Genomic DNA, 14,789 nt, shown 5'->3' with positions numbered 1-14,789 from the left:
CATTCGTGTCTGGGGCTTTCCGTTGACGCTTTTCGTCTTTGCGGTCATGGGTATTTTCAGGGGATTACAGAACACCTACTACCCTATGCTTATCGCCATCACCGGGGCCGTGCTCAACATCGGCCTCGATTTTCTTTTGGTGTATGGTCTAGAAGGATGGATTCCCGCCCTATATCTCGACGGCGCCGCTTATGCCAGCCTGATCGCCCAGGGCAGTATGGCGATTTTGGCTTTTATTTTGCTCTACACCAAAACCGATATAAGTCTGAGGTTCCGATTGCCCTTCAACCCCGAGCTCGGCAGGCTAATCGGTATGAGCCTTAACCTTTTTGTACGTACCATCGCCCTGAACACCGCCATGCTCTTAGCGGTTCGGGAAGCTACCGATATGGGCCCCAAATTTATCGGTGCACATACCATCGCCATCAATCTTTGGCTGTTTTCGTCGTTTTTTATCGATGGCTATGGTGCGGCAGCGAACATCATGGGCGGGCGACTTTTAGGTGCCAAGGATTACAACGGACTGTGGAACTTGGCCAAAAAAATAACCGGATATGGCGTTGTGGTGAGTTTAGTGCTGATGCTGGCATCCTTTGTATTCTACTACCCGATCGGAAATATTTTCTCGAACGAAACGACTGTCCTAAAAGCCTTCTATGCCGTGTTCTTTATCCTAATTTTAGGATTGCCCATCAATACGGTCGCGTTTGTTTTAGATGGATTGTTCAAAGGATTAGGGGAAATGAAATACCTGCGGAACACCCTTTTAACGGCCACATTTTTAGGATTTATTCCCGTTTTATATTTGGGGAAATATCTCGATTGGAAGCTCTACGGTATCTGGATAGCCTTTACCGTATGGATGTTTATCCGTGGGGCAGCCCTGGTCTGGAAGTTCCGAAGAAAATTTCGGCCGTTGTTGCAAAAGGTTTAAATTTGATTTAGTGTATCACAATATTTAGTAGGTTATTTTGATGTCGGGTCGAGCGCAGTCGAAACCTCAAGTTGCGAACTGACCTTGAGGTCTCGACTTTAGTTTATCTTGAGCGCAGCCGAAAGGCTCGCCCTGACACGACAAAAAGCATTTAGTTTCCTAATCATCCTTTTTAACGATTTTATTGACCGCGCATGGGAACAGACAGACAGAACGGAAGCCTCTACACCAACATCACCGGAAAGGTCGCTACTGTAGAATTCGGCCACCCTGCTAGTAATTCCTTCGTTATTGAAATGTTGGAGCGGTTTGCCGATGAAATCCATAAACTGTCCGATAACGACACCATTTCAGTAATCGTTCTTAAATCAGAAGGTGACCGGGCCTTTTGCGGCGGGGCATCCTTTGACGAACTAGTAGCGATTTCAAATTTAGAGGAAGGCAAGGTATTCTTCAGCGGTTTTGCCAAGGTCATCAATGCCATGCGTGAATGCAAAAAGGTTATCGTGGGCCGTGTACAGGGCAAAACGGTCGGCGGCGGCGTGGGATTGGCAGCAGCCTGTGATTACGTTTTCGCTTCCGAAGCGGCATCCATAAGGCTGTCGGAGCTTTCCATTGGTATTGCCCCATTGGTCATCGCCCCTGCGGTAGCTCGCAAAATCGGAACCGCCGCCCTGTGCGAAATGTCGCTCGCCCCCACCGAATGGAAAAGTGCCTATTGGGCGCAAGAAAAAGGACTCTTTTCAAAAGTTTTCGACGATATCAAGGAACTGGACAAGGAACTGGACTTTTTTGCGGATAAACTGTCCGATTACAATCCAGATGCCTTGGCGGAATGGAAAGCCGTACTTTGGGAAGGTACCTCGCATTGGGACACCTTATTGACAGAACGCGCCGCAATTACCGGAAAACTGGTGCTCTCCGAATTCACGAAAAACGCACTTTCGAAATTCAAAAAGTAAACTCAAATTCAACCATTATGGACGGAAATATTATTTTTCTACTTCTTGCAGTCATTGTAATTCTTATCTGGATCATTAATCGCTGGCGAGGCAACAAGATGCATGGTAAATGAAATCTGTTTGACAAAAGCAAAACCATCGTCGTTTTAAGGGAAATCAGTGTAACGCCCAAGAATTTTACCCGTATCATTCAATTTCAGAACTCCAAGCGCCAAATGTCGGGACCGGATACTTCCGACACTATGGATGTGGTCTTTGAAAACGGCGTTACCGACCTGTCCCACTTTATAAAAACGTTTAAGAAATTCACGGGTATGACGCCCTCGGAGTTTCAGTACTTGCCCGACTTAGCACTGGGATAATCCATATTATTTCTCCTCCGCCACGGATTCGGCGACAAGCGGGCGCCATATTGGCAAAGCTACGAAGGCCGAAAGGCTTCGGCGGACGTGGCCTATTTTATGTTGCAACAGGTTGATACTCCGAAATATATTCGTGAGGCGGTAGGGATTTCCTATTAGAGGGCCTTTTGAAAATAGAACATGCGGTATAAAGCCTATTTTAGATCTGCCGTGAACCATCTTCCAAATCTTTCAGAATCTCCGACGCAGAATCGGTAACGTTCCTGTATTTAGTATATCCCCATTTTGAAAAAAGTACTAGAAAAATTACCATAAATGGAATATACCCATACAACAGCTCGGTATTCGTGACAAAGATATCGTCCCCCTTGAACACTTTGACCACAACTGGCAAACTCACGGCCAACAGGATAAAATTGAGATAGATGCCGATACGTTGGGTACGCAGAAACTGTTTTTGTTTTTTGGCATAGGCGATCAGGGTATCTTTATAGGTGTTATTGATAAGGTCAATGCTCTTCATGGCATTGATGGAGCGCAGCACGGCCACAGGCAGCAAAATTATATAGCCTACCGTAAAAACACCCGAAGCCATAAGGTACCAAGTATCCAATTTTTGAAATTGGAGCATGAGTAGAATGGCCGCTGCAAAACATATCACCGCCCCAAGTCCTTCGTATCTTGAAAGTATCCCTATTTTACTTCTGTAGCGTTGCTTTGTCATTTCCATAATCAATGTATTGGTAAGTTTTTTTTGATGTTCCAATTGGTCGCTCAATTGTGACCAAGTTGTTTGCATTTCTTCCAGTTCCATGTCCTTAATTTTTATTGATCTGTGTTCTAAGTCTTTCTTTTATCCGGGCCATTCGCGTTCCCACATTGTTGGTGCTCAGTCCGGTTATCTTGGCTATCTCCTTATATTTTTTTCCTTCTAAAAAAAGAAAAATAATTCCCCGATCGACATCGCCGAGGTCTTTGATTTTTGAATAGAGTATTTTGAGACGTTCCTCGAACAGCGGGTCGTAGTCTTCTTGTTTAAGAACCACTGCATCCAAAGAAACTTTATAACCGCTTCTTTTTTTCCTTTTCAAATGTAACAAGGCCGTATTCAGGGCGATGCGGTACATCCAAGTCGTTATTTTGGCTTCGCCCCTGAACGTTTTGAACCCCTTCCACAATTGGTACACGATTTCTTGGTACAGATCCTTTTGGCTTTCGGTATCATCAGTATACAATCTTGTGATTTTGTAAATGATTCCTCCGTTCTGTTTGATAAGCTTTGTAAACGCCTGTTCTTCTTTCATAAAGAATAGTTAGTGACCCATTAGTGTTCACATTCTAAAAAAATCACATAAAATTTGAACTTTTTTTAAAGTTGCCTGATAATTACGGATGTGCTTCTCGTTCTATCTACCACAATAGTAAGTTGATAAAATATCGGCTCGGGAATTGATTGCCGATTTGTGCAGCTTGCGCAGGAAAAAAGAAAATTACAAATGGTGGGATTACCAAAATGAATACCGCAAGTTAAAATTAGGGTTTCTCAAAGGGCCAAAGGAAAAAGAAGTCTGATATATCGCCATCAGCCTACAGAATGAACCTTAAAATCAAGTAATCGGATGTTTTGGTCAAGCGTCTAACTACGAAAACTGTCATTTTTGCAAGTAAACTAAAGCTTGTTAAAATGAATGCCATAGAAAGATCTAAAAAATTAGATAAATTCTATGTGGTATTCGGTGGTTTGGAGAATCCACCGGATTCTTATCTGTTTTTTGGTAGTATGGGCATAATGGCGATGTTAGTGATTTTCTGGTATTCTTGGGGATGGACAAAACGAAACATGACTAACTTATCATTATCTTCATACTTTTGAAAGGAAACGTGTAGGTCAGAAAAACTATAAGGATAATGTAGTTGAAAAGTCATCTGAGCCATCTGCCGAATACCAAAAATATGAAAGCAATTGTATGTGAAAAATACGGCCCGCCATCAACACTTCAAATTAAAGAAGTGACCCAACCTGTACCAAAGGAAAAAGAAGTACTGGTCAAAGTCCACGCTGCGGCAATCAACGATTACGACTGGAGCATGGTTAGGGGAAGACCCCATCTTTATCGATTATTTTTCGGTGTAACCAAACCCAAACGCCCCATCCCCGGAATGGAACTGGCCGGCACAATACAGGCTGTCGGTGCGAATGCTACTTTATTCGAGATTGGAGATCCCGTTTATGGGGACATATCGGAATATGGCTTTGGCAGTTTTGCCGAATATCTCTGCATCAATGAAAATGCATTATGTTTAAAACCTACCTCAATGAGCTTTGAGGAAGCGGCGGCGATTCCTCATGCATCTATGCTAGCCTATCAAGGGCTTATCGATGTGGGCCAATTACAAAAAGGACAAAAAGTTTTAATCAATGGGGCCGGGGGTGGCGTGGGTACGTTTGGCCTACAAATCGCCAAAATGTATGATGCCGAAGTAACAGGAGTGGATACCGGAGCGAAACTGAAACGGATGAAAGCGCTCGGTTTTGACCATGTCATCGATTATAAAAAAGAAGATTTTGTCAAGAACAGTACGCGTTATGATTTAATACTGGATGCGAAAACTACCCGGCCCATATGGGCTTATCAACGAGTACTGCAACCTGCAGGAAAATATGTTACCGTAGGTGGAACCATACCCAGGCTTCTACAATTGTTTCTCCTCAAACCCTTCATTTCAATGGCCGGCAAAAAAAAGATGCATCTCGTGAGCCTAAAAGCCAATAAGGATTTGACCTATATCAACCAACTTTATGAGGAAGGAAAAATACAACCGGTCATCGATGGGCCTTACGCTTTGGAGGAAATTCCATGGGCAATACAGTATTTTGGGGAAGGGAAGCATACGGGGAAAGTTGTTATTAAGGTGTAGGGATACGCGATACTGGTAATTGGGTTTTTAGCCTTTAGGGGGTCTGCAGATGAGTAAGCATTATGGAGATGCGCCAGTTCTCTAAATTTCTGTAAATTACGACCTCAAAGCCGTTTTTTTTCAATTCTATGTTATGACACGAGACTGTATTGCACTAGAAGATTTTGACATTTTTCTAGAACATGCCGTTACGGGGAACGCAACGGTCGATACCTCTACCTTTGAAGAAGAGGTCATCGGATTCTGTTTCTACGGATCTGCAAATGTAGAGCTCGTCGTTCAGTATGGAAACAACAAACAGGTCTTTTCGAATACCAAGGGACTTCCTATCTCTTTTTTTGCCAACCAAAATACGGAGTTTGTCCATACGGTTTCCGCCCAAAAACCACTGCGCTGCGTGGTGGTAGGCTATAGTTTAAAGAACCTTCAAAAATTACCCAGTCAGGAAAAAGAGCTTTACCACCAGTATCTTCACCATCTTGTCAATGCTGCGGATGATTTTGTGGTAGGACCCCGTTTTTTCATGTCCCACACCATGCAGACTACTATCGACAAGATTTTAGTCCTTAGGGCTACAGGAAAAACAGGACGAAGAGTGGCGGAACGATTGGAAAAATTAGGGCATAGTGTCCGAAAGGGATCTCCACAGGAAAATCCCCCGTTCGTTCATTAAAGTATGGGTTCTTTTTATCCATTAAAAGAAAACAAAACATTTCTGACCAATGAAAGCATTAATAATAAATAGGTTCGTGATAGTCCATGCCTTACTAGCAACCCTTCCAATAACCGCCCAAACTACAGCCATAAACGAAGAAAAATTCGTCACTATCGGCGGCATTGAACAATGGATAACGATACACGGGGATGATAGCTCAAAAACCGTACTTCTATTCCTTCACGGCGGTCCAGGCAGTACCATGAGCCAATATGACGATACCATCTACGGCTATTGGAAAAAGGATTTTATTTTGGTGCAATGGGACCAACGCGGTGCCGGAAGGACCTTTGGCAAAAACATTCCGGCCGATTACGACGAAAACTATTGGGTAGAAAACCCTTTGACTGTAGCGCAAATGACCGATGATGGCATCGCATTATCCGAATATCTTATCGAACAACTTGGAAAGGAAAAAATCACTCTTTTGGGAACCTCTTGGGGCTCCATCTTGGGCGCCAAAATGGCCTTGAAGCGTCCCGATCTTTTCCATGCCTATGTGGGGCATGCGCAAATGGTAAGTCCAGCCAATGACCTGATCACGGCCTATCATAAGACCCTTGAAATTGCAGAGAAACAAAAAGACCTGGAATCGATAGCAGGGTTAGATTCCATCGGCCCTCCATCGTACGACAATGCCCAAAATACCGGAAAATTCTTCCGCATTATGAAACAATACGAGCGGGAGCATTCAACACCGGCACCCGATTCTTGGTGGAAATTGGCGCCCGAATATGACAATAAAACGGACAGTAAACACCGGTATGATGGAGATGATTATTCCTTTGTACATTTTGTCGGTCATAAAAAAATGGGGATAACAGCCATGAACGCCACGGTCGACTTCTTAAAAAATGGTCTGGAGTTCGAATTACCCGTGTATTTTATTCAAGGTGAAATGGATGTTTTGACACCGCCTGAAATCACCCGAGCCTATTTTGATACATTAAAAGCCCCGAAAAAGGAATATTTTTTACTGCCCAATGCCGCACATGGGCATAATCAGGCCGTGGTCGATACACAATACAAAATAGTGAAGGAATATATAATAGAATGAAATTAATTATATTTGAAATTGAAGATGATTAATATGAGTAACTATGTTTCAGATTCCATGGCATTCATTCCGAGACTAGAGAAACGAAAAATCCCCAGAAATGTAAAAGAGAAATTCGTACAGGCTGAGAAAGGGGAAATTGAGATTTCAATTCCGGTAATGGTTTTTGCCGATCAAGTTGACAGTAAATTAAAGGATTGGCTGAGGGAGGTATACCAACAAGCAAATTGATAAAAAATAATCAATATCCCTCAAAATAGTCCCTTAAATTGCGGGCGCGACCTAAACGCCCAATTCAAAGATGAAAACCAAACTAGCACTGGCAACTCTCATTTGTTTTTCATCCTGCCATAGAACGAAGAAAGCCTCAATTGATCAAAACGGGGAAACCGGAATTGCACATCAAATCGTAAAACCTGAATTCCAATCCATTATCGATTCCGCCGATGTGATAGGCGCCATACTCCTATACGATTATAAAAAGGACATCTACTATTCCAATAATTTCGAATGGGCCAGGACAGGAAAACTGCCTGCATCCACATTTAAAATCACAAATTCGATCATTGGGCTTGAAACGGGTGTCATCGAGAATGATAGCGTTATTTTTAATTGGGATGGAAGACCGAAAGGAAACCAAAACTGGGAACAGGATTTGATTTTGAGGGATGCCTTTCACTTTTCATGTGTGCCTTGCTACCAAGGCGTTGCCCGGAAAATTGGTAGCGAAAGGATGAATCGCTATCTCGATACACTAGACTATGGAGCTATGGATGTCGATTCAAATACCATCGATACTTTCTGGTTGATGGGTAGTTCCCGGATCAGCCAAATGCAACAGATCGATTTTTTAAAACGGTTCTATACTGGTGTGCTTCCAATTTCGGGGAGAACTAGGAAAATAATGAAGAAATTGATGATCATTAAAGAAACGGAGCAGTACCGATTAAGTGGTAAATCCGGTCTATCGAATGCAAATGAAGACTACAATGGATGGTTCGTAGGCTATATTGAAGGGGACGACACCTATTTTTTTGCTACCAATATCGAACCAAAAAAGGAATTTGATTTGGATACCTTTATTTCGAAAAGAATGGATGTAACCTTATCTGCGTTTAAACGAATGGAGATCATAAATTAATGGGGTTAAAAACCCAATATCCCCCCTAACAAAATATAATAATCCATTTTCGGATACGTTGTACCCTTTAAACTTATAAAGTGAATATTCTAAATTTTCTAAACGGGGACCTTGTCCTACCGATTTTGGCCCTTTTCATAGTTGTTATATTCTTAATAAACCACCAACGAATGCGATGGAAGTATAGGCGTTAGAACTTGCGCTTCATACGACATATATTGTATATATTGCATTTATTATGAAATAACAACATACAAATAGCTCGTTTCGTTAAGCGCAACGATATCTACAAACTCTTCCCCTAAATAAGAACCGCTCCTCAAATTCCCTACCTTTGCCCATTAACAATATCCCATGGGCAAAATACGCATTACCAAACAGTTCAGTTTTGAGACCGGCCACGCCCTGTACGGCTATGACGGCAAGTGCCGCAACGTTCACGGCCACAGTTACAAGCTTTCCGTAACCGTTATCGGGACGCCAATCTCGGATACCTCTAACGTAAAGTTAGGCATGGTCATCGACTTCGGGGACCTCAAAAAAATTGTCAAGGAAGAGATTGTCGACCGGTTCGATCATGCTACCGTGTTCAATAAAAACACCCCCCATATCGAATTGGCGAAGGAATTGATGAACAGGAACCATCAGGTCATCTTGGCCGATTATCAGCCCACCAGTGAAAATATGGTCATCGATTTTGCAGCAAAGATTAAGGCGAGATTGCCCGAAAACATCCGATTGTACGCCCTCAAACTTCAGGAAACCGAGACTTCGTATGCCGAGTGGTTTGCAGCCGACAATTTGTGATTTTATTCAGGCCTTACCACTTGAACAAAGGTATGGCGACCCTGTCCTGGGTGATATGTAATTTTAAAATCTAAGTTTTGAACACCAATTCTCACTGCGAATTGGACTTGGCAGCGGCTTCTTTTTCTATATTTGCCACTAATGACTACCATCAACATCCCCAAGGGCAAAAAAGTCTATTTCGCAAGCGATAACCACTTGGGAGCCCCAACCCAAGAGCAGAGCCTACCGCGAGAGAAAAAATTCGTCGCTTGGATGGACGAAATTAAACAGGATGCGGCCGCCATTTTTCTACTGGGCGACCTTTTCGACTTTTGGTTCGAGTATAAAACGGTTGTCCCGAGAGGTTTTACCAGAACCTTGGGTAAATTGGCGGAAATTTCCGATTCAGGCATTCCCATATTTTATTTCGTGGGTAATCATGACCTTTGGATGCATGGGTATTTTGAGGAAGAGCTCCATATTACGGTTTTTCACGAACCCGAGCAATTCGAGATAAAGGGGGCCTCTTTTTTTATAGGCCATGGTGATGGACTCGGCCCCGGCGACTTCGGTTTCAAACGGATGAAAAAGTTCTTTACCAATCCGGCATCAAAATGGTTCTTTCAATGGATACATCCTGATATAGGAGTGCGGTTGGCACACTACTTTTCCGTAAAGAACAAATTGATTTCGGGTGATGACGGTGCCAAATTTCTAGGGGAAGACAAAGAATGGCTGGTACAGTATGCCAAACGTAAACTAGAAACCCGACACTATGATTATTTTGTGTTCGGACACCGTCACCTTCCTTTGGAAATCGACCTGAACGGGAAATCAAAATATATCAATCTGGGGGATTGGATACACTATTTTACGTATGCAGTTTTTGATGGGGAAAGGCTTTTGTTGGAAACGTATAAGGGATAAATTATTGCAAGCCATTCCCGCTTGTTGGATAGACCCATCAGGTCAATCGCCCGCTTCATGCTCCTCAACATCCTTTTGCAAATCCAACTCCCTGAACGTGGGAGAAACAAAGGCCGTAATCCCTACAGTCAACAAGGTCATAGTTCCCCCGAACACTACCGCGGTCACGGTTCCCATCAATTTAGCGGTAAGGCCACTTTCGAAGGCACCTAGTTCGTTCGACGAGCCTACGAACATCGAATTGACCGAGGCGACCCGGCCCCGCATATTGTCCGGGGTCTTTAATTGTAGAATCGTTTGACGGATGATCATCGAGACCCCATCTACCCCTCCGCTCAAGAACAAAGCGACGACGGACAGCCAAAAAGAGGTTGACAGGCCAAATACAATAATACATATCCCGAAACCGAAAACGGCCAACAGCAATTTTTTCCCTGCATTCTTATGTAAAGGGAAACGCGTCGAACCGAACATCATCAATGCCGCCCCGACCGCCGGGGCCGCCCTTAAAATTCCAAAACCTTCCGCGCCAACGTGCAGGATATCTTGTGCGTAAATTGGGAGAAGGGCCACTGCCCCACCAAAAAGTACGGCGATCATATCTAAGGTCAAAGCACCGAATATCGCTTTCGTACCGAAAACGAACTTTAGGCCCTCCTTTAAACTTTGCAAAATGGGCTCCCCAATTTTCGGGTTCAGAATCGGCTTTTTCGAGATTTGGGAAAGAAATATCAACGCGAATACCGAAAACCCGAAAATTAAGCACATCGACCAATGGACGCCAATTAGGCTGATTGAAAATCCCGCTAAGGCCGGTCCGAGTACCGAGGCCATCTGCCAAGTGGTACTGCTCCAGGTAGCAGCGTTGGGGTATATTTTTTTAGGAACGATAAGGGCAATCAATGAAAAGATGGTCGGGCCTAGAAATGCCCGTACGACTCCCCCTAAAAAGACCAAGAAATAAATGCCGTAAAGAATAGTTTGGGTATCCCACTGGACCAATATCGAAGGGAGACTTAAGATGAATAGTCCGAAACTGATGACCGAAAAACCAAGGATGCACTTGACCAATAGGTTCCGTTTTTCCTTTTGGTCGACGATGTGACCGGCAAAAAGGGCTGTGGAGACTGCGGGAATCACTTCCATCAAACCGATAATCCCCAATGATAATGGATCTTTGGTCATCGAATACACCTGCCATTCGATTACGATAAACTGCATCGACCAAGCGAAGACCATAGCGAAGCGGACCAATAAAAAAATGTTGAATTCCTTAAAACGGAGTGCTGCGTACGGATCCATGGTTGAAGTTGGTGGAGAAAATTGGCTGCAAAGATAGTACTCCGCCCAATGAATCCATTGGTGATAGCCTGAATTTTAAAAAATTCCGTTTTTACGTGAAACCGACCGGCCGGTCGATTTTGCAGTCCTTTTCAACGACCGGAGTAGAAACTTCCATCGATAAACGGTGAGATTAAGGATTGAATAGACCAAAATTAAAGACCATCCCTTAGAACATATATCACTAACCGACCGAGCGGTTTGTTGGGCACGCTCTGTATCCCAACGGTTTTTTCGATTTTATCTTAAAATCCGAACAAAATATGAAAGTCAGTTATATTAAAAAGAAGTTATGGCGTGAACCTCTGGACTCTTTGTCTCCATCATTTCACCTAAGATCTCGTAACTTCAATTGCAAGCTAACATTCCCCTTCCACTCGTTTTCATCCAAAGAAAAAACGGCACTAAACGGTTTCCGCTGGGAAACCAAAGGCAGTTTACCTCCAAGATTGAAACCGATAGCCCCAACCGGGCCGACACCGTGTTGGGTAACGGAGAGTTTCAAATGCGCGCCATTCTCTCCTACACCTTTGGCATATCCCGTATCCATTAAATGATCGCCCATAAAGACAGGGGCTAGGTTCCCCGGTCCGAAAGGCGTGAACCGACCAATAATCCGCAGCAGCTTGGGTGTAATCTGATGAAACCCGATTTGGGCGTCTATGGCAATTTCCGGTGTGAGCAAATTCGGATCGATACTTTCGGAGACCACCTTCTCGAACTGTGCCTTAAAGGCTTCGAACTGCTCTTCGAGCAAGGTCAGGCCCGCAGCGTACTTATGGCCACCGAACTGTTCGATGCAATCGGCACAGCCTTGTAAGGCGTTGTACACATCAAAACCTTTTACCGAGCGGGCCGAAGCTGCCAGTTTAGTACCGCTTTTGGTAAAAACCAATGTAGGCCGGTAATAGGTTTCCGTCAACCGGGATGCAACTATCCCGATAACTCCCTTATGCCAAGTTTCGTGATATACAACGGAAGTGAAACGTTCTTCCTCGTTATTTTCGCGTATTTGTAAAAGGGCTTCTTGTGTAATCTCGTTGTCGAGGCTGCGGCGGTCGATATTGAATTTTTCGATTTTGGCCGCAACTATTTTAGCCCGTTCCATATCGGTTTCCGTTAGTAGGTTTACGGCGTGTTGGCCATGGTCCATACGTCCGGCGGCGTTGATTCGGGGCGCGATAATAAAGACCACATCGGTAATGGTCAGCTTAGGTTTTTTAATCTTGTCGATAATAGCCTTGAACCCGATTCTGGGGTTGGAATTGATGACTTGCAACCCGAAATGGGCCAAAACCCGGTTTTCTCCCGTCATGGGCACAATATCCGCGCCAATGGCCGTGGCGACCAAATCGAGATAGGGAGTCAGATGATCAATGGTCTCACCGCGATGCGCTGCCAGTGCCTGTATCAGCTTAAAACCGATACCGCAACCACATAGTTCGTCGTAAGGGTACTGGCAATCTTCCCGTTTCGGGTCCAAAATGGCTACCGCATCCGGCAGATTTTCGCCCGGTCGGTGGTGATCACAAATAATAAAATCGATACCTTTCTTCTTGGCATAAGCTACCTTATCGATAGCCTTCACGCCGCAATCTAGCGCGATAATAAGGGTAAATCCGTTATCCTCCGCAAAATCGACGCCTTGAAACGAAACTCCATACCCTTCGGTATATCTATCGGGAATATAGGTCGCCACATTGGGGTAGTAGCCCAAAATATAGGATGAAATCAAGGCAACGGATGTTGTTCCATCTACATCATAATCACCATATATCAGAATGTTCTCATTATTCGCTATCGCTGTTTGGATGCGGTTAACGGCGACATCCATATCCTTCATCAAGAACGGATCGTGCAGGTCGGATAATTGAGGTCGGAAGAATTTTTTGGCCTCATCGTAATTGGTGATGCCGCGCTGTATCAATAATTGCGCTATCAGACCTTCGACATGTAATGCCTCGGATAGGGCATCAATGTCGGTTTGGGTCGGTTTTGGCTTGATGGTCCAGCGCATTTTTTTTGGTATTCGGTAGCGGTAACGGTTGGCGGTAATTGCAGTGCCAAACCGCACTTCGCTCCCTTGGCCCGCAATGACGTCTTATTTTTTGTGAAACTTTATTTTGATTTCCATTTCAGCAAATTGCCGAAACATCTCCATCACACCACAATACTTCTCAACGGATAAGTCTACGGCCTTGCTTAATTTTTTTTCATCGAGATTGCTACCGTGAAAATGAAATTCAACAACGACCTTATCAAAAAATTTCGGATGTTCGTCCGTCAAGTTGGCGATAGTTTCGATATGGAAATCGTCGACCTCCAGTTTCATCTTTTTAATGAGTCCGGCGACATCCAAGCCCGAACATCCGGCCAGAGCGGAGAGCATCAGTGCTTTTGGTCGAAACCCACTGCCTTCTCCCCCGTCATCTGGACTTGCATCGATTTTCAGGTCCAATCCTGACGGATTGTTGCTTTCGAAGGCCATCTTGCCTAGCCATTTGGTAGTGATATGATTTGTGGTGGACATAATTTTTCGTTTCTTGTGAAGATACAAAAGTAGGATAATCCGAGTTGTCATTTCGAGCCTGACGACTTTAGTTTATCTTGAGTATTTCGATTGCGCTCAAGATAAACCAAAGTGGGGAACTTAGGAACACGAATCTCGATGAGGCCAGCCAGCCGGCGAGGCAGCTCCCATATAATCAATACCAAAATCAATTATGCCGCTAGTAAACTCGCTTGCCCCAGACCACAGTCCCGAGACCAAAAAACTTGCGGAATTCTTTAACGAGACGCTAGGTTTTTGTCCGAATTCCGTGTTGACCATGCAACACCGGCCTGCGATATCGAAGGCCTTTATCAACCTCAACAAAGCGGTGATGGCCAACGAAGGCAGAGTGACCTCCGCTTTGAAGCGCATGATTGCCTGGGTGGGCAGCAACGCCGCCGGATGCCGGTATTGCCAAGCCCATGCCATTCGCGCCGCGGAACGCTACGGGGCGGAACAGGATCAATTGGACAATATCTGGGAATACCGCACCCACCCCGCCTTCTCGGATGCGGACCGTGCCGCCTTGGATTTTTCGCTCGCCGCCTCCCAAGTACCCAATGCGGTTGATGAAGAAATCAAATTACGCTTGTACGAACATTGGAACGAGGGTGAAATCGTCGAAATGCTCGGAGTGATTTCTTTGTTCGGATATCTCAACCGCTGGAACGACTCGATGGGAACATCTATCGAGGATGGCGCTGTGGAGAGCGGGGAGCAATATCTAGGAAAACATGGGTGGGAGAAAGGGAAGCACGACGGAACTAGATAGAAGACCTGCCTGCCGGCAGGGTTCTTACTATCGTGATATTGAGCTGAAAACTACTGCTCGTTATTGTAGTAAAATCGTTCGTGTACGATATGGCTGCCTTTCCAGCGTTGAACGGCCACCTGTTCCATTTTTGCCCGTTGCCCTCCTTTGAAGGTAACGTCCATGACCGATTCGATGAACGTAACGCCTTCATCTTCGTTGGATCCTAAATTTACGATTTCCAAGGAGTGGAATTCTTCGATGCTACCTAAAAACTGCTCCTCGTACTCCCGACATTCAGCCTTGCCTTTTCTTGTGCCCCGAGGCTCGGTCATGACAA

General features: G+C 44.5%; 17 protein-coding genes. 11 read left to right on the top strand and 6 right to left on the bottom strand.

Annotation, left to right across the window (positions count from 1 at the left end):
• The 3 genes from ACEW8S_RS17640 to ACEW8S_RS17630 all read left to right on the top strand — a co-directional run.
• On the top strand, nt 1-934 hold a 934-nt coding region (locus ACEW8S_RS17640), incomplete at its 5' end, for an MATE family efflux transporter (RefSeq protein WP_373519431.1).
• Nucleotides 935-1,128: 194 nt separating this feature from the next.
• The gene (locus ACEW8S_RS17635) at nt 1,129-1,896 is read left to right on the top strand and encodes an enoyl-CoA hydratase/isomerase family protein (protein WP_373519430.1); all 768 of its coding nucleotides are present in this window, start codon (nt 1,129-1,131) and stop codon (nt 1,894-1,896) included.
• A gap of 116 nt (nt 1,897-2,012) precedes the next feature.
• The gene (locus ACEW8S_RS17630) at nt 2,013-2,258 is read left to right on the top strand and encodes a helix-turn-helix domain-containing protein (protein WP_373519432.1); all 246 of its coding nucleotides are present in this window, start codon (nt 2,013-2,015) and stop codon (nt 2,256-2,258) included.
• A gap of 199 nt (nt 2,259-2,457) precedes the next feature.
• Here ACEW8S_RS17630 and ACEW8S_RS17625 read toward each other — a convergent pair whose 3' ends face one another.
• Both ACEW8S_RS17625 and ACEW8S_RS17620 read right to left on the bottom strand, forming a co-directional pair.
• On the bottom strand, nt 2,458-3,072 hold the full coding sequence (locus tag ACEW8S_RS17625) for a hypothetical protein (RefSeq protein ID WP_373519429.1): 615 nt from the start codon (nt 3,070-3,072) through the stop codon (nt 2,458-2,460).
• Between the two features lie 4 nt (nt 3,073-3,076).
• Complete coding sequence (locus ACEW8S_RS17620; protein WP_373519428.1) at nt 3,077-3,562, bottom strand: RNA polymerase sigma factor; 486 nt, start codon at nt 3,560-3,562, stop codon at nt 3,077-3,079.
• 649 nt (nt 3,563-4,211) lie between these two features.
• Between ACEW8S_RS17620 and ACEW8S_RS17615 the strand changes: the two genes are divergently transcribed.
• The 7 genes from ACEW8S_RS17615 (at nt 4,212) to ACEW8S_RS17585 (ending at nt 9,806) form a co-directional block, all read left to right on the top strand.
• Complete coding sequence (locus ACEW8S_RS17615; RefSeq protein ID WP_373519427.1) at nt 4,212-5,177, top strand: NAD(P)-dependent alcohol dehydrogenase; 966 nt, start codon at nt 4,212-4,214, stop codon at nt 5,175-5,177.
• A 133-nt stretch (nt 5,178-5,310) separates the two neighbouring features.
• Nucleotides 5,311-5,850, top strand: a complete 540-nt coding sequence (locus ACEW8S_RS17610; RefSeq protein ID WP_373519426.1) for a hypothetical protein — start codon at nt 5,311-5,313, stop codon at nt 5,848-5,850.
• 49 nt (nt 5,851-5,899) lie between these two features.
• Complete coding sequence (locus ACEW8S_RS17605) at nt 5,900-6,949, top strand: alpha/beta fold hydrolase (protein ID WP_373519425.1); 1,050 nt, start codon at nt 5,900-5,902, stop codon at nt 6,947-6,949.
• Nucleotides 6,950-6,961: 12 nt separating this feature from the next.
• Nucleotides 6,962-7,180, top strand: a complete 219-nt coding sequence (locus tag ACEW8S_RS17600; protein ID WP_373519424.1) for a hypothetical protein — start codon at nt 6,962-6,964, stop codon at nt 7,178-7,180.
• A gap of 70 nt (nt 7,181-7,250) precedes the next feature.
• Nucleotides 7,251-8,090 carry a penicillin-binding transpeptidase domain-containing protein gene (locus tag ACEW8S_RS17595; protein ID WP_373519423.1) on the top strand — a complete coding sequence of 280 codons (840 nt, stop codon included), beginning with the start codon at nt 7,251-7,253 and terminating at the stop codon, nt 8,088-8,090.
• Between the two features lie 354 nt (nt 8,091-8,444).
• Nucleotides 8,445-8,897: a 6-pyruvoyl tetrahydropterin synthase family protein gene (locus ACEW8S_RS17590; RefSeq protein ID WP_373519422.1), complete on the top strand. Its 453-nt coding sequence runs from the start codon at nt 8,445-8,447 to the stop codon at nt 8,895-8,897.
• Between the two features lie 141 nt (nt 8,898-9,038).
• The gene (locus tag ACEW8S_RS17585; RefSeq protein WP_373519421.1) at nt 9,039-9,806 is read left to right on the top strand and encodes a UDP-2,3-diacylglucosamine diphosphatase; all 768 of its coding nucleotides are present in this window, start codon (nt 9,039-9,041) and stop codon (nt 9,804-9,806) included.
• Between the two features lie 42 nt (nt 9,807-9,848).
• On the opposite strand, the gene ACEW8S_RS17580 is transcribed toward ACEW8S_RS17585, so the two are convergent.
• The 3 genes from ACEW8S_RS17580 to ACEW8S_RS17570 all read right to left on the bottom strand — a co-directional run bounded on the left by ACEW8S_RS17580 (nt 9,849) and on the right by ACEW8S_RS17570 (nt 13,677).
• Nucleotides 9,849-11,108, bottom strand: a complete 1,260-nt coding sequence (locus ACEW8S_RS17580) for an MFS transporter (RefSeq protein WP_373519420.1) — start codon at nt 11,106-11,108, stop codon at nt 9,849-9,851.
• A gap of 367 nt (nt 11,109-11,475) precedes the next feature.
• The gene (gene recJ / locus ACEW8S_RS17575) at nt 11,476-13,164 is read right to left on the bottom strand and encodes a single-stranded-DNA-specific exonuclease RecJ (RefSeq protein ID WP_373519419.1); all 1,689 of its coding nucleotides are present in this window, start codon (nt 13,162-13,164) and stop codon (nt 11,476-11,478) included.
• An 84-nt stretch (nt 13,165-13,248) separates the two neighbouring features.
• Nucleotides 13,249-13,677, bottom strand: coding sequence for an OsmC family protein (locus tag ACEW8S_RS17570; protein WP_373519418.1), 429 nt, complete (start codon nt 13,675-13,677; stop codon nt 13,249-13,251).
• Nucleotides 13,678-13,870: 193 nt separating this feature from the next.
• Between ACEW8S_RS17570 and ACEW8S_RS17565 the strand changes: the two genes are divergently transcribed.
• Entirely contained in the window at nt 13,871-14,470 is a 600-nt protein-coding gene (locus tag ACEW8S_RS17565; RefSeq protein WP_373519417.1) for a carboxymuconolactone decarboxylase family protein, read from the top strand.
• A 50-nt stretch (nt 14,471-14,520) separates the two neighbouring features.
• Here the strand turns inward: ACEW8S_RS17565 and ACEW8S_RS17560 are convergent.
• On the bottom strand, nt 14,521-14,789 hold a 269-nt coding region (locus tag ACEW8S_RS17560), incomplete at its 5' end, for a SnoaL-like domain-containing protein (protein ID WP_373519416.1).

The organism is Pricia sp. (assembly GCF_041745955.1).
Lineage (GTDB): Bacteria > Bacteroidota > Bacteroidia > Flavobacteriales > Flavobacteriaceae > Pricia.
The sequence above is the reverse complement of the archived record's forward strand: the minus strand, read 5'-3'. Positions and strand labels throughout refer to the sequence as shown.

Excerpts from the sequence above, each read along its gene's own strand:
- ACEW8S_RS17570 (WP_373519418.1), bottom strand. The coding sequence starts at position 13,677 with ATGTCCACCACAAATCATATCACTACCAAATGGCTAGGCAAGATGGCC.
- ACEW8S_RS17625 (WP_373519429.1), bottom strand. The coding sequence starts at position 3,072 with ATGGAACTGGAAGAAATGCAAACAACTTGGTCACAATTGAGCGACCAA.
- ACEW8S_RS17595 (WP_373519423.1), top strand. The coding sequence starts at position 7,251 with ATGAAAACCAAACTAGCACTGGCAACTCTCATTTGTTTTTCATCCTGC.
- ACEW8S_RS17615 (WP_373519427.1), top strand. The coding sequence starts at position 4,212 with ATGAAAGCAATTGTATGTGAAAAATACGGCCCGCCATCAACACTTCAA.
- ACEW8S_RS17635 (WP_373519430.1), top strand. The coding sequence starts at position 1,129 with ATGGGAACAGACAGACAGAACGGAAGCCTCTACACCAACATCACCGGA.
- ACEW8S_RS17620 (WP_373519428.1), bottom strand. The coding sequence starts at position 3,562 with ATGAAAGAAGAACAGGCGTTTACAAAGCTTATCAAACAGAACGGAGGA.
- ACEW8S_RS17585 (WP_373519421.1), top strand. The coding sequence starts at position 9,039 with ATGACTACCATCAACATCCCCAAGGGCAAAAAAGTCTATTTCGCAAGC.
- ACEW8S_RS17605 (WP_373519425.1), top strand. The coding sequence starts at position 5,900 with ATGAAAGCATTAATAATAAATAGGTTCGTGATAGTCCATGCCTTACTA.
- ACEW8S_RS17565 (WP_373519417.1), top strand. The coding sequence starts at position 13,871 with ATGCCGCTAGTAAACTCGCTTGCCCCAGACCACAGTCCCGAGACCAAA.
- ACEW8S_RS17580 (WP_373519420.1), bottom strand. The coding sequence starts at position 11,108 with ATGGATCCGTACGCAGCACTCCGTTTTAAGGAATTCAACATTTTTTTA.
- recJ (WP_373519419.1), bottom strand. The coding sequence starts at position 13,164 with ATGCGCTGGACCATCAAGCCAAAACCGACCCAAACCGACATTGATGCC.
- ACEW8S_RS17590 (WP_373519422.1), top strand. The coding sequence starts at position 8,445 with ATGGGCAAAATACGCATTACCAAACAGTTCAGTTTTGAGACCGGCCAC.
- ACEW8S_RS17610 (WP_373519426.1), top strand. The coding sequence starts at position 5,311 with ATGACACGAGACTGTATTGCACTAGAAGATTTTGACATTTTTCTAGAA.